15 protein-coding genes and 2 pseudogenes are annotated in these 22,242 nt (G+C 36.7%); 5 read left to right on the top strand and 12 right to left on the bottom strand.

The window, feature by feature from the left end; translation table 11 throughout:
- Nucleotides 1-52: 52 nt before the first annotated feature.
- Nucleotides 53-1,909, bottom strand: coding sequence for a molecular chaperone HtpG (gene htpG, locus CYP28_RS05085; RefSeq protein WP_103593329.1), 1,857 nt, complete (start codon nucleotides 1,907-1,909; stop codon nucleotides 53-55).
- Between the two features lie 247 nt (nucleotides 1,910-2,156).
- Between htpG and CYP28_RS10905 the strand changes: the two are divergent.
- Both CYP28_RS10905 and CYP28_RS10900 read left to right on the top strand, forming a co-directional pair.
- Nucleotides 2,157-3,053, top strand: a pseudogene (locus CYP28_RS10905) (Cache 3/Cache 2 fusion domain-containing protein); the annotation flags it as partial.
- Nucleotides 3,054-3,080: 27 nt separating this feature from the next.
- Nucleotides 3,081-4,133: pseudogene (locus CYP28_RS10900) on the top strand (methyl-accepting chemotaxis protein); the annotation flags it as partial.
- Nucleotides 4,134-4,278: 145 nt separating this feature from the next.
- On the opposite strand, the gene CYP28_RS05075 reads toward CYP28_RS10900, so the two are convergent.
- The 6 genes from CYP28_RS05075 to CYP28_RS05050 are packed head-to-tail and all read right to left on the bottom strand — an operon-like array spanning nucleotide 4,279 to nucleotide 9,174.
- The gene (locus CYP28_RS05075) at nucleotides 4,279-4,953 is read right to left on the bottom strand and encodes a lysophospholipid acyltransferase family protein (RefSeq protein WP_258032484.1); all 675 of its coding nucleotides are present in this window, start codon (nucleotides 4,951-4,953) and stop codon (nucleotides 4,279-4,281) included.
- Entirely contained in the window at nucleotides 4,934-6,229 is a 1,296-nt protein-coding gene (locus tag CYP28_RS05070; protein WP_103593326.1) for an SH3 domain-containing protein, read from the bottom strand. The genes CYP28_RS05075 and CYP28_RS05070 overlap by 20 nt, the downstream gene beginning before the upstream one ends.
- Nucleotides 6,223-6,888: a phosphoribosylformylglycinamidine synthase I gene (purQ, locus tag CYP28_RS05065; RefSeq protein ID WP_103593325.1), complete on the bottom strand. Its 666-nt coding sequence runs from the start codon at nucleotides 6,886-6,888 to the stop codon at nucleotides 6,223-6,225. The genes CYP28_RS05070 and purQ overlap by 7 nt, the downstream gene beginning before the upstream one ends.
- A complete protein-coding gene (gene purS, locus CYP28_RS05060) occupies nucleotides 6,885-7,121 on the bottom strand; it encodes a phosphoribosylformylglycinamidine synthase subunit PurS (RefSeq protein ID WP_103593324.1) in 237 nt (78 codons plus the stop codon). The genes purQ and purS overlap by 4 nt, the downstream gene beginning before the upstream one ends.
- 8 nt (nucleotides 7,122-7,129) lie before the next feature.
- Complete coding sequence (purC, locus tag CYP28_RS05055; protein WP_103593323.1) at nucleotides 7,130-7,840, bottom strand: phosphoribosylaminoimidazolesuccinocarboxamide synthase; 711 nt, start codon at nucleotides 7,838-7,840, stop codon at nucleotides 7,130-7,132.
- A 17-nt stretch (nucleotides 7,841-7,857) separates the two neighbouring features.
- Nucleotides 7,858-9,174, bottom strand: a complete 1,317-nt coding sequence (locus tag CYP28_RS05050; protein WP_410369078.1) for a S41 family peptidase — start codon at nucleotides 9,172-9,174, stop codon at nucleotides 7,858-7,860.
- A 207-nt stretch (nucleotides 9,175-9,381) separates the two neighbouring features.
- Here CYP28_RS05050 and CYP28_RS05045 point away from each other — a divergent pair, with 207 nt between their 5' ends.
- Nucleotides 9,382-11,955: an ATP-dependent Clp protease ATP-binding subunit gene (locus CYP28_RS05045; protein WP_103593321.1), complete on the top strand. Its 2,574-nt coding sequence runs from the start codon at nucleotides 9,382-9,384 to the stop codon at nucleotides 11,953-11,955.
- Between the two features lie 103 nt (nucleotides 11,956-12,058).
- On the opposite strand, the gene CYP28_RS05040 is transcribed toward CYP28_RS05045, so the two are convergent.
- Nucleotides 12,059-13,597 (bottom strand): inorganic phosphate transporter, encoded by a 1,539-nt coding sequence (locus CYP28_RS05040; protein WP_103593320.1) that lies wholly within the window; start codon nucleotides 13,595-13,597, stop codon nucleotides 12,059-12,061.
- A gap of 130 nt (nucleotides 13,598-13,727) precedes the next feature.
- Here CYP28_RS05040 and CYP28_RS05035 point away from each other — a divergent pair, with 130 nt between their 5' ends.
- Together CYP28_RS05035 and CYP28_RS05030 are read left to right on the top strand one after the other, a co-directional pair.
- Nucleotides 13,728-14,630, top strand: coding sequence for a disulfide bond formation protein DsbA (locus tag CYP28_RS05035; protein WP_103593319.1), 903 nt, complete (start codon nucleotides 13,728-13,730; stop codon nucleotides 14,628-14,630).
- Nucleotides 14,631-14,660: 30 nt separating this feature from the next.
- Entirely contained in the window at nucleotides 14,661-15,092 is a 432-nt protein-coding gene (locus CYP28_RS05030) for a GatB/YqeY domain-containing protein (RefSeq protein WP_103593318.1), read from the top strand.
- 555 nt (nucleotides 15,093-15,647) lie between these two features.
- Here CYP28_RS05030 and CYP28_RS05025 read toward each other — a convergent pair.
- The 4 genes from CYP28_RS05025 to CYP28_RS05010 are packed head-to-tail and all read right to left on the bottom strand — an operon-like array spanning nucleotide 15,648 to nucleotide 22,206.
- The gene (locus CYP28_RS05025; protein ID WP_103593317.1) at nucleotides 15,648-16,994 is read right to left on the bottom strand and encodes a TolC family protein; all 1,347 of its coding nucleotides are present in this window, start codon (nucleotides 16,992-16,994) and stop codon (nucleotides 15,648-15,650) included.
- 1 nt (nucleotide 16,995) lies between these two features.
- The gene (locus CYP28_RS05020; RefSeq protein WP_103593316.1) at nucleotides 16,996-18,924 is read right to left on the bottom strand and encodes a MacB family efflux pump subunit; all 1,929 of its coding nucleotides are present in this window, start codon (nucleotides 18,922-18,924) and stop codon (nucleotides 16,996-16,998) included.
- Complete coding sequence (locus tag CYP28_RS05015) at nucleotides 18,925-20,118, bottom strand: efflux RND transporter periplasmic adaptor subunit (protein WP_103593315.1); 1,194 nt, start codon at nucleotides 20,116-20,118, stop codon at nucleotides 18,925-18,927. It lies immediately after the preceding gene.
- A gap of 54 nt (nucleotides 20,119-20,172) precedes the next feature.
- A complete protein-coding gene (locus tag CYP28_RS05010) occupies nucleotides 20,173-22,206 on the bottom strand; it encodes an ATP-dependent helicase (protein WP_103593314.1) in 2,034 nt (677 codons plus the stop codon).
- Between the last annotated feature and the right edge of the window lie 36 nt (nucleotides 22,207-22,242).

The following is a 22,242-nucleotide window of genomic DNA, read 5'->3' as shown; positions in this document are numbered from 1 at the left end:
AAAAATTATAGAAGCAGGGTAAAGCCCAAAATTTCTCTTGGGCTTTATAAATTTAGATAGCTTTTAACATGACTTTCGTTAGTAGCTCTGAAAATTTGGCAGGATTTTCTAGACTCATGCCCTCATTTAGCCTTGCCATATCAAGAAGCAAAGGTGCGATGTCGTAAAGCATAGCTTCATTTTTCTCTAGTTTTGCAAAAATTTCATGGTCAGCATTGATCTCTAAAATCGGTTTAACTTTTGGAGCGTTTGCGCTTTGTCCCATTTGTTTAAGCATCTCTTGCATAGCATAATCGGGATCGTTTTTATCATAAATTAGCACCGCAGCCGAGCTTGATAGTCTTGAGCTAAGCTTGACATCTTTGACTTCATCTTTTAAAATTTCTTTCATTTTAACAAGCGTATTTGCAACTTTGCTTTCGTCTACTTTTTCATCGCTTTTTATCTCATCATTTATATCAGCATGTGAGACTGATTTTAGAGGTGTTTTGTCAAATTCATTGACCATTGGCATGACGATCGTATCGATCTCTTCGTCCATTATTAACACTTCGATGTCGTTTTTCTTAAAGCTCTCAAGAAGCGGCGAATTTCTTAGCATATTTTCGTTGTTGCCGCTGATGTAGTAGATAGATTTTTGATCCTCTTTCATCGCTTCTTTGTACTCTTTTAGGCTGATAAGTCCGTCTCTTTTTGAGCTTTTAAATAGGCAAAGATCTAAAATTTGCTCTTTTTCAGCGTTAAAGCCGTAAAGTCCCTCTTTTAAAACCTTGCCAAATAGTTTGTAAAATTTTATGTATTTTTCACGGTCGTTATCTTTTACTTTTGCAAGCTCGCTTAAAATTTTCTTCACGCTTTGCTCTTTGACACTTCTCATGATCGCATTTTCTTGTAAAATTTCACGGCTTACATTTAATGGCAGATCTTCAACATCAATGATACCCTTGATAAATCTTAAATATGGCGGCAAGAGTTCTTTTGCATCATCTGTGATGAAAACTCTTTTTACATAAAGCTTTACGCCACTTTGATAATCAACCCTAAATAGATCAAATGGCTCAGAGCTTGGTACGTAAAATAGCGTCGAGTACTCGATCTTGCCTTCAGCCTTTGTATGAATATAAAGGAGAGGATCGCTGCTGTCGTGAGAAATTTGCTTATAAAAGTCGTTATAATCTTGTTCTTTAAGGCTAGCTTTGTTTAGCCTCCAAAGCGCATTTGCCTTGTTTATTTGCTCATTTTTAGTCTCATATGTGCTTTCTTTTTCGCCTTCTTTTGGAGCAACATAGCTTTGTTTATCCATAAATATAGGATAAGGAATGTGATTTGAATACTTCTTGACTATCTCTTCGATACGCCAAGAATTTGCAAACTCATCATCATTTAAATGTAAGATGATGTCCGTTCCAAAACTCTCTTTGCTAGCCTCTTCTATCTCGTAGCTTTTTGCATCAGATGTCCATTTGTAAGCTTTGTCACCAAGTGCTCTTTGACTGATGACTTCGATCTTACTTGCCACCATAAATGCTGAGTAAAAGCCAACACCAAACTGACCGATCAGTGAGCTATCTTTTTTAGCATCGCCACTTAAATTTTTCATAAAACCTTTTGTGCCACTTCTTGCGATGGTGCCTAAATTTGCGATGAGTTCATCCTTATCCATACCGATACCATTGTCGCTAATGGTTAAAGTCTTAGCTTTATCATCTACTTTGATGTCGATCCTTGGAGTGTAGCTTAGACTTTTATACTTTTCATCGGTCAAGCAAAGGTAATTTAGCTTGTCAAGAGCGTCGTTTGAGTTTGAGATGAGCTCTCTTAAAAATATCTCTTTGTTTGAGTAAAGAGAGTGGATCATCAAATTTAAAAGGTCATTGACCTCGGTTTGAAATTCAAATTTATCTGCCATTTTTCTTTTCCTTGTTTTAAAATTTTTGGCAGATTATAACACAAAGTGATAAAAATATACTTAACCTTGATAGCATTACTATCAAGGTTTTTAAATTAATTTTTTAAAATGATTTCAAAAAAGTTATAGTTTATTAATAAAATAATAATGATAATTTATTAATTATTATTAATTATGCATTATTGTATAAAGTTTATTTAAAATAGTGCTATAATCAAGGTGAAAATTTTTGGAAAAAGGAGACAAAATGAATTTACGAAGCATTTTGGTAAAAGTTTCAGCAACGATTGCTACGGTTTTGGCGGTATCTATGACATGTTTTGTTGTATATACATCAAATATTTTAGAGCGCGAGATAAAAGATGGTGTGCTTACAACAGTAGAACAAAACGTCCAGCTTGCTATGAATACGGTTAAATTATTTGAAAAAGATAATGTAAGTAGTGCAGAGCTAATAATGAGTGTTTTTAAAGAGATGATTGGAAAAATTTCAACTAATCACCAGATGAGCAAGACTGACAAATACGAAGCGATAGAACTAATATCTCAAAATGGTATTTTAAACAATAACTACGATATTCTAGATAAATTTAATAACGCTACAAAAGGCGGAATTTCAACCATTTTTGCAAAATCAGGTGATAATTTTTTAAGAGTTAGTACATCGGTGACGAAGGCTGATGGTAGTAGAGCTGTTGGTACGATGATTGACAAAAACGGTCAAGCCTATAAAAATATCATGAATAAAGAGAGGTATATAGGCGTTGTAAATTTATTTGGACGCAACTATATGAGTATTTATGATCCTATTATTGAAAATAACGAGGTAATAGGAATTTTATTTGTTGGTTATGATCCTACCGAAGGATTAAACAATATGAAAAAGACTTTTTCTGAGATGAAACTTGGTAAGCATGGATATTTTTCTCTTTACAATACTAAAACTGGTAAATTTGACTTTCATCCAACCAAGGCAGATCAAGAGCTAAGTAGCGAATTAAAAACTACTATGGATAATATTGTTAAAAAAGGAAAGGGTATTGAGCCTATTATAATTGATGGGGTTGACTGCATAGTTGCTTTTGAGTCATTTGATAAACTAGACTGGATGGTTTTAGGTTCAGCTGTTACTGATGATTTTTTAACACCACTAAAAGTAGTTAGTAAAAATTTCATCATAGCAAGCATCATAGTTACCTTACTTTTGATAGCTGTTTCGATGCTCTTACTTAAAAAGATGGTTGCAAATCCTATCGATAGACTAGGAGCAAATTTAAATGCGATAACATCTGATTTTACAATTAAAATTCCTATTTATGGTAAAGACGAGATAGCTAAAATAAGTAAAGATATAAATGATTTTATTGAAAGAATAAGAATATTAATAAGTGATACAAAGCACCTTTCAAGTGAAAATAGCTCCGTTGCAAATGAGCTTAGTTCTACATCTCTTCAGACAGGCAAACGTGTAGAAAAATCAACTGAAATAGTAGAAGAGACAAATCAAAGATGTAAAGTAATGCAAGAAAATATGAAAGAATCTTTAGCAGTAGCTCAAGCTGGCAAAGATGACCTTCAAAAGGCTAGCACACATATAAAAACGGCAACTGAAGCTATAAGATCGCTATCAGCGCAGATTATTGACTCTGCTAATGTAGAAAATCAAATGGCTGATAAGATCGATCAGCTTAGCCGTGATGCCGAGCAGGTAAAATCAGTCCTTGTTGTTATCAATGATATAGCTGATCAGACAAATTTGCTTGCACTTAACGCAGCTATCGAGGCTGCAAGAGCTGGTGAGCATGGACGTGGCTTTGCTGTTGTTGCTGATGAAGTTAGACAGCTAGCTGAGAGGACTCAAAAGAGTTTAACTGAGATAAATGCAACTATCAATGTCATCGTTCAAGCGATCAATGATAGTAGTGAGCAAATGGGTATCAACTCTAAACAGATCCAAGAGCTAACTCACGTGGCAAGCGACGTTGAAAAAACTATAAATGTTATGAGTGAGACGATGAATAACGCTATAGCAATGTCTGATAAGACTATGCAAGACTACATCGCAACTGGTAAAAATGTAAATGAAATCATGGAAGGCATCTCAAATATCAACCAAATTTCATCTGAAAATGCTAGAAGTGTCGAAGAGATAGCTTCAGCAGCAGAATATCTAAACAAGATGACAGATGCATTAAATTCAAAACTTAGTGTCTTTAGGACTTGAGAGCTTACCCCTTAAGCTCATATTTTAGGTCTAGCTTTCGCGCTGGACCTTTTTAAATTTATTGATAAAAATTTCTAGTATATAAAATCAAATTTTTATAGATAATGATATAGAGTAGGGGCTTTGTAAATTTGCAAAACTAAATTTATTTTCTATTTTCGTCTAGGACTTTTTGCATACTCTCTCTAGTCGCCTCTAGCCAGTTTTCTTTTGAAGTATCGACTAAATCGAGGCAAAAGAGCTTGATATCTGCTTTTTTAAAGCTAAATTCTTTTACTTTCATCGCATCGCTTCCTACAATAACGATAGGCTGAACTTTTAAATTTAGCTTTTCAACTAATAGTTTTGCACCGCCCTTAAAAGGTAAAAGCTTATTAGTTTGAGATCTAGTTCCTTCGGGAAATATAGCTAAAACGCGACCATTTTCAACCCTATCTTTTGCTTCACTTAAAAGCTTTATTAGTGAATGTTTATTTTCGCGCTCAACCGCTATCATTTTTGGTAAGCTTAAAATTTTACCAATTATAGGAATTTTACCGATCTGTGCCTTTGCGATCCAGCAGACATTTTTTGGGTGAAGCTCTTCGATGACGATGATATCAAGCATGCTTTGGTGGTTTATAAGTAAGATATTTGCCTCATCACTAAAATTGCCTATCACTTTAAGTTTATATCCACCAAAAAACCTTTGCGATCTTCCCCAAAATTTTCTTATGGCTCTATTTTTGTCATTAAATAGCCACATAAAAAAGACGACTAGAACAACACTAATAACAAACTCAATAGCAAAAAATAAAGCTCTAATTTTTGACAAGATTATCCTTTTTTACCCAGCCGATTTTACCGTCCGCAAATAAAATTTTTGAGTAGTCGCCTTTTGTGTCTAAAATTTCTACATTTTCATTTTTATGAGATGTGTAAAAAATGGTTGAGTTTTTTGTAGGCAAGATCGAAACGCTAATATCTGGTTTTAGAATAGCCTTACCAAAAGGATTGTAGGTATAAATTCCAAGTGCTATAAAAATGGTTGCTACGAAAAAGTAGCTAAGCCTTCTACGCCAAACAGCTAATAATATAAAAATTACCACGCAAGAGTAGATCATGACATCTTTATAGGTGCTAAATTCACTTTGTTTTGGGTTTAGTCCGATCTGTGTGCTGACATCGTCATCTTCAACACTCACCGGTAAAGAAAAACTTTCAAATTTAGCCTTTTTTAGGTTGTAGTAGTTAAAGTCAAGCGATTTTTTATTTGGCTTAAATACTGCAAAATAATATGCACTTTGTGAGTTAAAGTCGCCATTTATCGTATCTACGCCTTGCTTTAATATCGTTTTATTTTCAATATTAAAGGCGCTTAGATCTACGTTGTTACCATAAATTTCTACAACCATGATATTGTTTATATCATCAAATTTTGTTGTCTTAAATTTCTTAACTTCAAGATTATCGGCCACGATATGGTTGTAGTTCTCATCGCTTCTAAGCTCTTTTAGCTTTGGTAAAAAGATATTTATACTTGAGCTTTGATAGTTTTCGCCATTTCTTTTTAGGGTTAAGCTAACTTTTAAAGTCTTTGCATCAATGCTTGTTGCCTCAAGATAAAAAGTACCTACATATTTGTTGTCTTCACTTTTTACCCATTGAAAATTTTTCTTATTTAGCCATTTTATATTTGTTTCATCAAGCTGTGTCTCAAACTCAAACTCAAAGTCATTTTGTGTATCAGCCACTATCTCAACACTAAAAATTTCTCCTATAACAACATTTTTTGGTACATTTGTGGCTTTTAAAAGAAGCTCTTTTACTTTGATCTTGTCATATACTTGATTGTCTGGGACGCTAATATCTGGCTCGTTTGTTGGCACGATGTTTCGCATCTGTTCCGGAGTGATGCGCTCTGGCTGTGGTGACACAAATTTTCTTGAAAAATCTTGTTCTTTTGGCGGTTTTTGAGTTTTTGGATTTGAAGTAGGGCTATTTACAAATTTATCCTCCCTAGCTTCGTCCATCATGTCAAAAACGCTTACTTCGTCGGTATTTATAGCAAATAAATTTAGTACGAGTAGGGAGATAAAAAGAAAATGTTTTACCAAACTAGACCTTTTAGCATCTTCATACCATCATCTGTACCTAAAATTTTCTCACAAGCACGCTCAGGATGAGGCATAAGACCAAAAATCTTTTTACTCTCATCGCAAATTCCAGCTATGCTATCAACTGAGCCATTTGGATTTATTTCGTTGCCTTTAGCATCACAGTATTTTAGTAATACTTGATCGTTGTCGTAAAGGCCTTTTAGAGTGTTTTCATCAGTATAATAGTTGCCCTCGCCGTGAGCGATAGGTATATTAACTACTTCATTTTTGGCTAAATTTGCTAAGAATTTATTGTTATTTGAGATTACTTTTAGGTGGTGATATTTTGAGACAAAATTTAAATTTTCATTTCTTCTCATTGCACCTTTTAAGAGTCCAAGCTCAAGTAACATCTGAAAACCATTGCAAATTCCTAAGATATAGCCGCCTTTTTTTGCATGCTTTTTTACAGCTTGCATAGCTGGGCTAAATTTAGCTATTGCAGCTGTTCTTAGATAATCTCCATAGCTAAAACCACCCGGAAGTACGACCAGGTCAGCTTCTATCTTATCTTCTTTGTGCCAGATGATCTGCGTTTGGCAACCAAGCAGCTTAAAAGCGTGAGCTGTGTCTTCTTCGCAGTTTGTGCCAGGAAAAAGTATTATCGCTACTTTCATAGCACGATCTCATAGTCTTCGATGACGGTATTTGCTAAAAGCTCTTCGCACATCACTTTTAGCTGCTCATTCGCTTTAGCTTTATCACTCTCATCGATATCTAAAACGATTTGTTTGCTTATCCTGACATTTGATACACCGCTAAATCCAAGAGAATTTAAAGCATGCTCCACTGCTTTGCCAGCAGGGTCAAGGACCCCACTTCTTAATGCTATATTTACAACAGCTTTCATTTTTGTCCTTACGATAAAATTCTTCTTAAAACTTCTTCGTAAGCGACTTTTACGCTACCAAGGTCTTGTCTAAATCTATCTTTGTCAAGTTTTTCATTAGTTTTAGCATCCCAGAATCTACAACTATCAGGGCTTATCTCATCAGCTAGAATGATATTGCCGTCTTTGTCAATACCAAATTCTATTTTAAAATCAACTAATTTTAGATCTCTTTCAGCAAAAAATTTAAATAATATAGAGTTGATCTCTCTAGCTGTGTGTCTTAGAGTTTGAAGATCTTTTTCACTCTTTACCAATCCCATAATGATACAGTGCTCATCTGTTACTAATGGATCGTGCAAATCGTCGTTTTTGTAGTAAAACTCAACAAGTGTAAAAGGTAAAACTATACCTTCTTTTATACCAAGTCTTTTGCTAAGTGAACCAGTTGCGATATTTCTAACAACAACTTCAAGAGGTATGATCTCGCATTTTTTGACTACTTGCTCAGTGTCGCTAATAGTCTCAACTAGGTCAGTCACGATGCCTTTACTCTCCAAAAGCTTAAAAAGCTGTGTTGAAATTTTATTATTTAATGCGCCTTTTCCAGCTTCGTTGCCTCTTTTTTGAGCATCAAATGCTGTTAGATCGTCTTTAAATTCAGCCACAAGCAGATTTGCATCGTCTGTGGCATACATTTTTTTACCTTTTCCCTCGTAAATAAGCTCTCTTTTTTGCATGGAGATCTCCTTCTAATTTATTGTTTTATTTTTAAAATTTTGATCGTGTCAATCGCTGTTTTTAATTGAATATCTTCATCAACTTTTTTTTGCGTGATTATCTTTTTATCATCTTTTGCTTCAGTTTTATTGCCCTCACTTGTAGGATTTATCTTGTTTAGCTCGCTTTTCAGATGAGCTTTTAACTCGCTCTCTTTTATACTAAATGCGCTATCATCACTTTGTGGTACTTTGCCTGGATGTACTATTACATCAGGTGTTACGCCAACTGCTTGGATAGTTCTACCACTTGGCAAGTAGTATCTTGCGATGGTTAGTCTTAGTGCTTCGGTGTCGTCTATTGGAAGGATCACTTGGACGCTTCCTTTGCCAAAGGTGTTTTCGCCGATTATTACAGCACGTTTATGATCTTGAAGTGAGCCACTTACGATCTCGCTAGCACTAGCACTTCCGCCATTTACTAGTGCAACAAGTGGTAGTTTTGAAAGAGTTTTACTCGCACTTGCTTTATACTCTACATTTTCAGATGCGTCGCGACCTTTTTGAGAGACGATGACGCCGTTATCTACAAAAAGATCAACTAGATCGACAGCTTGATTTAAAAGTCCACCAGGATTGTTTCTAAGATCAAGTATGATGCCACTTGCTTTTGGATACTCTTTGATTGCTTCTTTTACCTTTGTAACAACATTTTTGTCAAAATTTGTGACACGCACGTAAAGAATGTTGTCATTTTCTATCATTTTTGCATAGACAGACTCAACCTTTATAAGATCTCTTATGATCTTTACGTCAAACGGCTTTTGCTCACCTTTTCGCAAAATTGTGATAGTTATTGGAGTTTTTGGCTTGCCGCGCATTTTATTTACAGCTTCATCTATCGTTGTACCGATAGTTGAGTTGCCATCTATTCTTAAAATAATGTCGCCTGATTTTATACCTGCTTTATCAGCTGGTGTATCTTCTATCGGTGAGATAACGGTTAGTGCGCTATCTTTCATACCAACTGTTATGCCAAGGCCACCAAATTCTCCACTTGTTTGCACCTGCATATCTTTGTAAGCTTTTTCATTTAAAAAGCTTGAGTGGGCATCTAAATTTTGCATTAAACCAGCAATGGCTTTATCGATGATCTCTTTAAATTTAATGTCATCAACATAGTATTTTTCAACGGTTGAAATTGTTTTTGTAAGCTTTGAAAGTGCTTCAAGCTTCGCACTTGCTTCGTCTTCACTCTTTGCAAAAAGTGCATTCACTGCTACGCTTGAGATAAGCAAAGCACCTGTAATTTTTAGTGCAAAAAATCTACTAAATTTATTCAAAATTTCTCCTATAACTTTTGGCTCAATTCTATTAGCTTTTGGCTAAAAAAAGTATAAATTTAAGCTTATATTTTTGCTTTTGGATAGTTTTTGATACAAATTTATAACGGTAAATTTTAGCAATTAAATAAAAAGAGTGACAAGCATTATAAAAATACTTGACAACATAAGACTAAAGTTATATAATGGCGACCATATAAAATAATCCAAGGAGATTTAATGGCTGATATAACAGAAAATTTAACAGCTCAGATGCAAGAAACTCTTGAAAAAGGTATTAGTTTAGCGATATTTTCTAAAAATCCGCAAGTTGTTCCACTTCATATTTTTTGGGCTTTACTTGCAGATAGTAATTCTATTTTAAACCAAGTGTTTAATAAAATGAATGTAAGTAAAGACGCTGTCGAGCTTGAAGTAAAAAGTAAAATTTCTTCACTTCCAAGTAGCTCAAATGTCACAAAAGATAACGTTTCAGTTTCAAGAGAGCTTATAAATTCTCTTGAAAATGCAAAAGCGTTGATGGTAAGTATGGGAGATAGCTACATAGCTGTTGATACATGGATCATCTCATCTCTTGAGCTTAGTGAGATCAAACAAATTTTAAGTAAATTTTGTGACATCTTGGAGATTAAAAAGAATCTTGAGAGCATAAGAGGCGGCAAAAAGATAGATAGCCAAACTGGCGATGATACTCTTGATAGCTTAGAGAAATTTGGTATCGATCTAACGCAAAAAGCGCTAAATAAAGAGCTTGATCCAGTCATTGGCCGTGATGAAGAGATCACTAGAATGATGCAAATTTTAATAAGAAAGAGCAAAAACAACCCTATATTGCTTGGTGAGCCAGGCGTTGGTAAGACAGCCATCGTTGAGGGGCTAGCCCAAAAGATAGTGGCTCGTGATGTGCCAACAAGTCTTGCAAATAAACGTGTCATCGCACTTGACATGAGTGCAGTTGTAGCTGGAGCAAAGTATAGGGGCGAGTTTGAAGATAGACTAAAGGCTATCATCGACGAGGTAAAAAAAGCTGGCAACATCATACTTTTTATAGATGAAATTCATACCATTGTTGGAGCAGGTGCAAGCGAGGGTGGAATGGACGCTGCAAATATCCTAAAACCAGCTCTTGCACGTGGCGAGCTTCACGCTGTTGGTGCGACGACATTAAAAGAATACAGAAAATACTTTGAAAAAGATGCAGCACTTCAAAGACGTTTTCAGCCGATAGATGTCAAAGAGCCAAGTGTAAATGAGGCACTTCAAATTTTACGTGGTATAAAAGAGCGCCTTGAAGTTCACCACGGCATCACAATAACAGATAGTGCACTAGTTGCCGCAGCAAGGCTTAGTGACCGTTACATAGCAAACCGCTTCTTGCCAGATAAGGCGATCGATCTTATCGACGAGGCAGCAGCTGAGCTAAAAATGCAAATAGAAAGTGAGCCATATGAGCTTTCAAAGATAAAACGCGAGATCGTAACGCTTCAAGTAGAAAAAGAAGCTCTAAAGATGGAGGATGCGGATAAAAATAAAGAAAGACTTGGCGAGATCGAAAAAGAGATAGCTGATCTAAATGAGAAAAAGCTAGCGCTTGATACTAAATTTGAAAACGAAAAGGCCGTTTTTGGCGGAATTTCAAAAGCTACAAAAGAGATCGATAGCTTAAAATCACAAGCTGAGATAGCAAAAAGAAATGGCGATCTTCAAAAGGCTGCCGAGATAGAATACGGCAAGATAGCTGACGCTAAAAAGCACAAACACGAGCTTGAAGAAAAATGGGAGAGTATGAAAAAAGAGGGTGTGCTTCTTAAAAATCAAGTCGATGAAGAGCTTGTGGCTGAAATTTTGAGCAAATGGACTGGAATTTCAGTTAAAAAGATGCTAACAAGCGAAAAAGAAAAATATCTGCGCATCGAAGAGCATCTAAGAGAGAGCGTTGTCGGTCAAGATGACGCACTACACGCACTCGCACGTGCTGTTAAAAGAAACAAAGCAGGGCTAAATGAAGGTCAAAGGCCGATTGGTTCGTTTTTATTTCTTGGACCAACAGGCGTTGGTAAAACTCAGTCTGCTAAAGCTTTGGCTAAATTTTTGTTTGATGATGAGAAGGCGCTTATCCGCTTTGATATGAGCGAATATATGGAAAAACATAGCGTGAGCAGGCTTCTTGGTGCACCTCCAGGATATATAGGCTACGATGAAGGCGGTCAGCTAACAGAAGCAGTTCGCAGAAGACCTTACTCAGTCATACTTTTTGACGAGGTTGAAAAGGCTCACAAAGATGTATTTAACATACTTTTAGGAATTTTAGATGACGGACGTGCGACTGATAATAAGGGCGTAACGGTTGATTTTAAAAACACTATCATCATTTTAACTTCAAATATTGCTTCAAATTTCATAATGGAGCTAAAGGGAGAAGATCGTGATGTGGCTGTTAAAAACGAGCTTAAAAACTACTTTAAACCAGAGTTTTTAAATAGACTTGATGATACGATAATCTTTAATCCTTTAAATGAGCAAGGCCTAATCTCTATCGTTGAGATCATGTTTAAAGAGCTTGAAAAAACTCTTCATAACCGCGGTATCAAGGCAATTTTAAGCGAAGAAGCTAAGAAATTTATCGCAAAAGCTGGCTTTGACATAGTTTATGGCGCAAGGCCTCTTAGAAGAGCGCTTTATGAGCTAGTTGAAGATAAGATCGCTGATATGATCTTAAAAGATGAGCTTGAAAGTGGCGATGAGATTACCATTGATAGCGATGGTGAGAAGATCATCATTAAGAAAAAATAACTTCAAATTTACTTGGCAGGTTGGATCAACTTGCCAAGCTTTCATATAAAATTTATACAAAAAATATCTAGAAATAGGGCGGTTTTGCAATCCAAAAATATGACTAAACGCCTAGAAATTTAGCAAGGACAAAATAAAATATAGCCGATGAGATAGCAGCTGCAGGAAGCGTGATGAGCCAAGCTAGGATGATAGGTTTTACCATTTTCCAGTTTGCATTTTTATTTACGATACCAATGCCCAAAACCGCGCCTATTAGGATATGCGTAGAGCTTACTGGTATGCCAAGCTTTGTAGCTAGAAGTATGACGATACTTGAGGCAAGCTCAGCGCTAAAGCCAGTTGTTGGCAAAATTTCAGCTAGTTTTGAGCCGATAGTAGTGATCACCTCTTTACCTAAAAACCAAAGTCCAACTACAAGCGAGATACCAAAGGTTACCATTGCGATGCTTGGTATGGGAGAGCTTTCATTTATAGAGCCAGTCTTTAGCACATCAAGCACAGCTGCAAATGGTCCAACTGCGTTTGCGATATCGTTTGCACCATGTGAAAATGCAAAAGATGAAGCGGTAAAAATTTGAAACCATGAGAAAATTCTATTGATGCTCTTTTCGCTATCGTTTTTGCTCATGACGTTTATGATAGCAAGGCTTGCAAGATACGCTAGAGCCCCAATCACAAAGATGATCCAGATAGTTTGGATGATACTAAAGGCTAAATTTATATGCTCCAGCCCTTTAAAAAGCATCATCGATGAGATGACCATTGCTGCAAATCCAGCGATGATCGGGATGTGCTTTTTCATCGCTTTAAAAGTATCTATCTCTTTTTCACTATCTTTCATGATGCGAATTTTTGAGCGATACTCGCTGTATTCAGTGGTTTCGATCTCGTCCTCGTCGATAACTGCGATCTTTGAAAGAGTAGCTATTTGCTCCTCAGCTGGCTTTGTTTTTAGTGCCTTTATGAAGCTTTCTTTATAGGCTTTTCGCTCAGCTTTTAGAGCTTTTAGATTCATTTTAAGTTCATGTGTTGGCTCAATAATCTTACTTTTTACGTAGCCAAATATAATGTAAGACATCACACCTCCAAGCAGTGGTGAGATAACCCAACTTACGGCGATCCTGCCAATCTCACCCCATGAGACCATGCTAAATGGTTCTGGATCTTTTATCATAAAGCCCATAGCAAGTCCTGCACCAACGATGCCGCCAACGATCGAGTGAGTGGTCGAGACTGGTAGGCCTTTTTTGGATGCGTAAAATAGCCAAAGGCCTGAGCTTAGAAGGGCTGAGATCATAATGATGACAAATTTCATCGGATTTAGATCGCTTGGAAATTTCACGATCTCATTTCTAATCGTATTTGTAACTTCTGATCCTGCAAATATCGCACCACTAAGCTCAAAAATGGCTGCGATGATGAGAGCTTGCTTAAGCGTAAGAGTCTTAGCGCCAACACTTGTGCCAAAGCTGTTTGCAACGTCATTTCCACCGATATTAAAGGCCATAAAAAGACCAAACATGCCGGCGATCAAGAATAAAAAGTAGTTATTTGTCGGGATGTACTGATAGCCCCAAACGAAAAATCCAACGCTACAAATTGCAAAAATAACAAATGCCAATAAGTTATCTCGAAGCAATCAAGCCCCCTTATAAGGTTTTTGATAGGGATTATATCTTGAAAAATATTAAAGTTTTTAGAATTTTTCAACTTTAAATGATACTAAATTATCATATGTTAGAATCTACAAAAAATTTTAAGGATAAATTTTGGTTATAGCGATCGATCTTGGCTCAAACACATTTCGCGTAGCACTTGTCAAAAAAGAACAAAATAGCTTTAGTAATGAGCAAATTTATGAAAAGATAGTAGGAGCTGCTAGAGGGCTAAATGAAAGTGGTAAGATAGCAGATGAGTCTAAAAATAGGCTCTTTGAAGCGATATCGGAGGCTAAAAGTAAATTTGATTTTGATAAATTTACATGCGTAGCAGTCGCAACTGAGGCTTTTAGGGTGGCGTCAAATAGCGAGGAAATTTTTAGCGAGATAAGAGAGAAATTTGGCATAAATTTTCATATCATCAGTGGTAAAGCTGAAGCAAAACTTACATTTTTGGGTGTTCAAAATGCTTTTAAAAAGCTTGGAATCAATGAAAATTTTAGCATCATTGACATCGGTGGAGCAAGCTCAGAGATCGGTGAAGATGGAAATTTTATGAGTTTTAAATTTGGCATCATCACCTTTTACGAGAGGTTTAAAGCGCTTGATCTGATGCAAGAAAATGCAAAAATTTATACAAAAGATGCAAGAGAATTTTTAAATAACTTAAAAAATAAATTTATCGTGCTGACTTCTGGCGTACCAACTACTATTGCATCGTTACGACTCGGACTTAACTACGAGAATTATGATCCAAGAAAAGTAAGCGGATATGAGCTTAGAGATGATGATCTTGCTTGGTTTGTAGATAAACTTTTAAAGATGGATGATAAGAGCGCAGATGTGGCGGTTGGAAGAAACAGAAAATATCCACTCATCGCTGGAACGCTGCTTTTGGAGGAGCTTCTAAGAGGGCAAAAAGTGAAATTTATAGTGATAGATGATGGGCTTAGAGAGGGTGTTGGGGTGGCCTATCTGCAAGGAAAATTTCAAGAAATTATCACAAATTTTTAGCTAATATTTCAAAAAATTAAAGGAGAGGAAATGAGTATAAGAGAGCAAATTTTAGCTGATATAAAAGAGGCTATGAAGGCAAAAGATGAGTTTAAAAGAGATACTTTAAGAACGCTAAATGCAGCACTTAAGCAGGTCGAAGTCGATCAAAGGATCGAAATGACTGATGAAGTGGTACTTCCACTGCTTCAAAAGGAGATCAAAAAGAGGGCTGACTCGGTTGAGCTTTATATAAAAGGCGCTAGAGAGGATTTGGCTAAAAAAGAGCAGGGCGAGATTGAGCTCATTAAGGCATATTTGCCAGTACAACTAAGTGATGAAGAGCTTAAAGAAAAAATAAAAAAGATTATTGAAGGAGTTGGTAGAAATTTAGGCGCTGTAATGAAAATGGCAAAAGATGAGATCGGAGCAAGTGCTGAAGCAAAACGCATAAGTATGATCGCAAAAGAGCTTTTGGCTTAAAATCCATAATCTTATAAAACGAAAACTTACTTTTAAATGTGTGTAAGTTTTCGAAAAATCAAATATGACTTTCATTTTAAAAAGATAATTTTAAAAGCATAATACTTATATGAATATGTTAAAAGGTAAAATACAAGCTTTTTTATATATTTGTATTGAAAACTATAATTTTCAAATTGTTATTTTAATTTTTTTATTTTTTCTTTTAGATGAATTTAAATATTGATTTATAGGCTTATTTTGGATTTTATCTTTTGTATGATTTTAATTTATCCATTAAATTTAATGTAAAAACATTTGTAAAAAATCAGTTAAAATTTTTACAATTTTCAAAAATAATTGTGGTAGAAAATTTAGCTACCCTATTTTTTAAATTTAGCTATAGAAAAGTATGCGGACATTTAGTGTGTATTTTTTAGTATAAGGATTGGTGAGTCTAAAATTTCTAGCATATCTTCTCATAAATGATAGAAATTCCACAACTCTTTTTTGTTTGTTTTAGTCTTATCTGCGCTACTCTCGTTAGTCTCATAGCTCTAAACAAAGCTTATAAATTTACCTATTAAATTTACCAGCCATGGCTTTGTAGATATTTAGCTCGTCTTGTAAAAGCGTATATTTTGCCTTTAGTAGCCCTATTTTGGCTTCTAACTCGCTATTTTTGGATTCTAAAAACTGCTTTAACTCAACCTTACCATAAGAGTATTTTAGCTCGTAAATTTTTGAAATTTCCTCGTAGTTTTTTATCTGTTCTTGGTAGTTAGCAAGCAGCGCCTCGTCGTTTAGGTAGCCTTTGTAAAATACATCTATCTCGTTTAGCGCGCTATTTAGAGTGCTTATGTAGTTTAGTTTTGCAAGCTCAAAATTTGCCTCCCTAACCTTTAAATTTGACTTTAGCTTAGAGTAGTTTAAAAACGGTAAATTTAAAGCGATGTTGCCATTTAGAAATTTAAGGCTAAATGCGCCCTCTTTTGTGTTTGAGCTGCTTTTGAGGCTAGCTCCTAGCGTGATGCTTGGATAAAACTCCTTTTGGCTCGCTTTGTAGTTTAGGATGTCCTCTTCTATGCGGAAAATGGCCGCTCTTAGATCAGGTCGGTTTGCTATGGCGCTTGTTGGAACATTTAGATCAACGCCCGCTCTTTTAACGGGACTTAGCGTGAGGCCTTCAAATCTAAGCTCAAATTCTGGCCTCTCATTTAGTAAAATCCTAAGCATTTTCTTGGCTACGACCAGCTCTTTTTTGGCATTTTCTATCTTATTTTGAGCGTTTAAAAGCTGTGAGTTTATCTGTTTTAGGCTTAGCGCCTCCTCTTTGCCAAGCTCAAATTTAAGCCCAACTATCTTATTTAGCTCATTATAAATTTCTAAAATTTGCTCATAAGTTTTGATGCTCTCGTTTAGATATAAAATTTGAAAATAAACGTCTGTTACGGAGTTTATCACGCTTAGTTTGCTAGCTTCCAGATCAAATTTAGTAGCATCTGCTTCAAACATCGCTGCATCTTTGCTATTTGCAAGCTTTTGCCAAAGATCAAGCTCGTAGCTAAGCCCTATGCTTGAGCCAAAGCTTCTACTAGAAGCGCCGCCCTCTTTTATATTTTTGTTGCTTGATACCTCAATGCCAGCGTTAAAGGTTGGGATTAAATTTGCTTCCAAAATACCAGCTTGAGCGAGCGCTTTATTTACATTTATCGCTGCTTTTGCAAGGTCGGTGTTGTTTTTAAGCGCAAGCTCTACAAGCTCATCAAGGTAGCTTTGGTGATACTCTTTCCACCAAGAAGTGTTTAAATTTAGCTCTTGGCTGGCGTTATCTTCAAGTAAAATTTGTTTGTAGTTTTCATCTATATTTTTAACAGCGCAGCCGCTTAAAACAAACACTAAAGCTAAGCTTAGAAATTTCATATTACTCCCTTGAAAGCGCATCTATTGGATTTAGTTTTGAGGCATTTTTGGCAGGCATGTAGCCAAAGATGATGCCAATGGCCATCGACGTAACAAGTGCAAGTACGATCGAGCCGTTTGAAAAGATCATGCTAAAACCATCTAAAAAGTTGTTAAAGATGTAGCCAATAGCGTAGGAAAAGGCTATGCCGATAGCTCCACCAATTAAGCAAAGTAGCACTGCCTCTATCAAAAACTGCTGCAAGATGTTGCTCTGTCTGGCTCCGATCGCCATTTTGATGCCTATCTCTTTGGTGCGCTCTGTAACTGAAACTAGCATGATATTCATCACGCCTATGCCACCAACTACTAGCGAAACTACGGCGATACTTGATATTAGAAGGCGCATCGTCGAGATCGTCTCTTCGATAGTTTGCTTGATGCTATCAGAATTTCTTGTAAAGAAGTCCTTTTTGCCGTGTTTTATCGTTAAAAGATCAGTTAGGCTCTTTTCTGCGATTTGAGCATTTACGCTTTCATTTACTTTTACGGTTATTGAGCTAATAAATTTATCGCCCGTTATTTTGTTTATTACAGTCGTATATGGAGCATAAATTTTAAGTGAGCTAGCATCGCCGATTTTAAACTCATCTTTTTGCAAAACGCCTATAATGCGAAGTGGCTTTTTATTAAAAAGTATGATCTTACCGATAGGGTCTTCGTTTTTAAATATACTGTTTTTGGTATTTTGATCTATTAATGTGACAGAATCTGAGTTTAAAACCTCGTCCTCATCGTAAATTCTTCCCTTTTCTAGCTTTAGTCCATTTACGTCAAAGCTCCCTACTCCACCACCTTTTAGTGTCGCTGTTAAGGAGATATTTTCATACGTTAGTACGCCTGAAGTACTTGTATTTGGAGTGACTGAGTCAAGAAACGACTGCTTTGAGAGCATATTTGCGTCACTTATAGAGAGCGTTTTTACTCTGCCTGAGAGCATATCGCCAAAGCCTTTTCCTGGCATTATGTCGATTGTATTTGTGCCGATCTTTCTGATGCCAGCTAAAATTTGCTCCTGTGAGCCTTTGCCAAGAGCTACGACGCTAATGACCGCCGTGATGCCAATGATAATACCAAGCATAGTAAGAAGCGATCTTAGTTTGTGAGCTAGCATCGCACTTATCGACATTTTAAAGCTCTCTATGAGCTGATCTTTATAGTAGGTAAATTTACTTTTTTCTGGCTGGTTCTGCTTTGTGGCCTCGTAAATTTCACTATTTTTTATATTATCACTTACGATGTTGCCATCTTTTATCTCGATCACACGACTAGCATACTCGGCGATCTTTGGGTCGTGCGTGACGATGATGATAGTGTGGCCTTTTTTGTAAAGATCCACTAAAATTTCCATCACTCTAAGACCACTTTTGCTATCAAGCGCACCAGTTGGCTCATCAGCCAAGATAATCTCGCCACCATTCATCAGCGCCCTTGCTATGGAGACCCTTTGTTGTTGTCCGCCTGAGAGTTTATTCGGTAAATTTTTAGCCTTTTCGCTAAGACCAAGAGAGTCTAAGATCTCCATCCCTCTTTTCTCTCGCTCGCTCTTGTTTGCACCTGCGTAGATGCTAGGAAGTGCGACGTTTTCAAGGGCGTTCATTGTGCTAAGAAGGTTATATCTTTGAAAGATAAAGCCAAATTTATCTCGCCTAAGCTTAGCAAGTGCATCGCTATCAAATTTTGATATATTTTTGCCATCCAGCAGGTACTGCCCGCCACTTGGACTATCTAAGCAGCCAAGGATATTCATAAGCGTTGATTTGCCAGAGCCAGACTGACCAATAATGGCTATAAATTCGCCCTTTTTTATCTCTAAATTTATGCCATGAAGAATTTCTATCTCATTATCGCCTAGCTTAAAGCTTTTTGTGATATTTTTTAGACTTATCACTTAAAACTTCTTATTTTCTTTTTCGATCATCTTGGCTATTTCGCTTGCTGAGCCTTGTGATGTGATGATCTCATCACCCTCATTTACGCCACTAATTATTTGCGTATCGAGGTTATCTTTTATGCCAGTTTTGACCGCTGTTTTTACCGCTTTGCCGTCTTTTAGAACATAGACAAATGTTCCGTTTTCATCTCTTTTGATGCCGATGCTTGGTACGATGATAGTGTCCTTTACATTTGCTATTAAAAGCTCATTTTGTGTGGTCATGCCTATTCTTAAAATTTTATCTTTATTTTCAACTATGCTTTGAGCGTAATAATAAACAGCTGAGTTGCTTGAAGTGCTTGAACTTGTAGATTTGCTACTACTGCTAGAGCCGTAGCTACCATCGCTTAATGTCGTCAAGCCAGGGTCGATTGAGCTAACCGTTGTTTGAAATTTTTTCGTTGGCTCAGATAGGATCGAGTATTCAACTGGCGTGCCGACTTTTATCTTTGTGATGTCGCCCTCGGCTATTTGCATCTTCATCTTGACATAGCTAAGATCTGCGATCTTTACGATAGTTGGTGTAGTTTGGTTGGCATTTACAGTCTGTCCCTCTTCAACCTGCACGCTTACTATTATGCCATCTCTTGGGGCGGTGATCTTTGTGTAGCCTAAATTTATCTTAGCAGTACTTAGCTCGATATTTGTCTGCTTGATCTGAGCCTCGAGCTCCTTTATCTTGGCACTATTTGCGCTATAAGTATTTTTTGCGCTTTCAAATTCTTGTTTTGAAGTGGCGTTTTTGGCAAAAAGTGCATTTTCTCTATCAAACTGCGTTTTAGAGATATTTAGAGCCACTTTTGCGCTTTCTAGCTGGGCTTTGTAGATAGCAAGCTGTGCCTCTTTATTATCGATGCTATTTTGCTGTGTCGAGCTATCGATACTTGCGATCATATCACCTTTTTTTACCTGATCTCCAAGCTTAACGTATAGCTTTTTTATCTGGCCGCTCACCTGCGCACCCACATCAACTAGTTCGGTAGCGAAAATTTCTCCAGTCGCATCGACTTTTTTACTAAATGAACCTTTCTTTGCCTTTTTGGTGATAAATTCCACCTTTTCATCTTTTATCTTAAAAAAATTATCATAGATAAAATATCCACCGACGCCTAAAATAAGCAGGATTATTAAAATTTTAGATTTTTTCATCGCTTCTCTTTGTAAAAAATTAGTCAATTTTACTTAATAAGATTAAAATTCTCTTTAAACTTCCTCTTTTGCCATGCCAGCCTCTATCAAAAACCTACTTGGCTGATAATTCACCTTCTTTATCTTGTCGTATTTTGCATAACTTAGATATAGCTCATCTTTTGCTCTGGTTACTGCTACGTAAAAGAGCCGTCTTTCTTCTTCTAAGCTACCGCCCATGCTCATTAACTTTAAATTTGGAAAGCGGTTTTGCGCGAGATCGACGATAAAGACTTGGTCAAACTCAAGCCCCTTGCTCGCATGCACGCTAAGTAAGCTAACGCCCTGCCCTTCGCTCATCTCGTTGCTTCCAAGGGCTAAGAAGTTATAAAATTTACTGATGTCTTGATACTTTTTAGCTAGCTCGCTTAGCACCACGCTCTTTGCCATTATATGCTCTTTGACCTCTTCTTTGAGTGCTAGATCAACATTGCCGTTTTTTAGAGTTGCCCTTTTTGTGCTGATGTTTTCGACGATTAGTGAGTAAATTTTGCTAGTTTTTATCTCATTTATCATTGTAGCTGGCTTTGAGATATTTCTCATGCCTCTTAAAAAGTTGTAAATTTCATATAAAAACTGCGCCCCGCTCTCGCTTAGCTTTTGTAGTTTTAGTATCGGATGACCTAGAAATTTATCGCTAAAGCCAAGCTTAGAGAACCTTGAAATCTCGGCAAATTCGTCAAGGTCGTCAAAAAGGCCTAACTGATAGTTTCGCCTTTTATTTGATGAGATATTTACGCTATCATCTGGCTCAACTATCCCTTTTATCAAATTTCCATGTCCAAGCTTCAGTAACGCGTCAAAAATTTCTTTGCTAACTGCGCTGCCAACGCCCTTTGCGTATTCGCAGATGTGGATAAATGCCATTATATCTTTTGGATTGACATAAATTCCCATGATGTCGATGAGTGCCTTGATCTCGCGGCTCTCAAAGAAGCTCACCCCACCCTTTCGCTTTGAGCCAATACCTCGCTCTTTTAGTGCGACCTCGATGCCATCAGCTGATGAGTTATTTCTAAAAATTATGGCGATATTTTCTCTATTAAATGGCGAAAACGAGATGATATCGGCGATATTTTGATACTGATCAAAAAGCTCGTTATAGACAAGCAGCCTTGGAGGCTTGAAATTTCCCTCTCGGCTAACTGTGAGGTACTTTTCATAAAGCCTTGGGTTGTTGTTTATGACCTTATTTGCGAGAGCTAGTATGCTTGAACTTGAGCGGTAATTTACATTTAAAGCGTAGATATTTGCGTTTGGGAAGCGATCTTTAAATGAGCCTATGATCTCGATATTTGCGCCGTTAAATGCGTAAATGCTCTGGTCAAAATCGCCAACACAAAAGAGGCTCTTTGTCTTAAATGCGTCTATGAGGCTGCCTTGAAGCGTGTTTGTATCTTGATACTCGTCGATCAAAATTTCATCATAAGCTAAATTTGCCCCCTTTTTTAGCTCGTCGCGCATTTTTATGAGAAGGTCGTTAAAGTCAGCGTAAGAAAATTTAGCCTTTTCAGCCTCAAACTCCTCTAGCACGTCTTCATAAATTTCAGCATAAACGCCCTGTTCTTCGCTTTTCTCGCTTATCCACTTGCCAAATGTTGTGCCTTGCTCGCTGTTTTGAAATAGCGAATAAAGGTCGTATAGATATGCCCCGCCGTAAGGCTTGACGTCGCTTAAATGGTAAAATTTACGCCTCTCAACAAGACTTTTTAAAAGCGTCTTTAGCTCGCTTGGCTGCTTTAGTGTGACGCCTTTATCAAGGCTTTTTAAAAGCGAAAATGAGACCGAGTGGAAGGTGCCTGCGGTGATTTTGGAGGTGATTTGTTTATCAAAATATCTATTTAAGCGCTCTATCATCTCGCTGGCTGCTTTGTTGGTAAATGTTAGAAGCAAAATTTTCTCAGGCTTTACGCCTAAATTTAGTAGATGAGCGATGCGAGCGACTATGGTGCTAGTCTTGCCAGTGCCAGCTGAAGCGATGATGAGATTATGTCCAAATGGCGCAGTTGCAGCGGTGTATTGTTCTTTGTTTAACCTAGATAAGGGCATGTCTTCCTCTTTTTTAAAAAGGTCTAATTATAGCTA

It is taken from the genome of Campylobacter concisus, from assembly GCF_002914195.1.
In the GTDB taxonomy this organism is placed as follows: Bacteria; Campylobacterota; Campylobacteria; order Campylobacterales; family Campylobacteraceae; genus Campylobacter_A; species Campylobacter_A concisus_M.
Note: the sequence above shows the minus strand (reverse complement) of the source record. Positions and strands in the feature narration are given on the sequence as shown.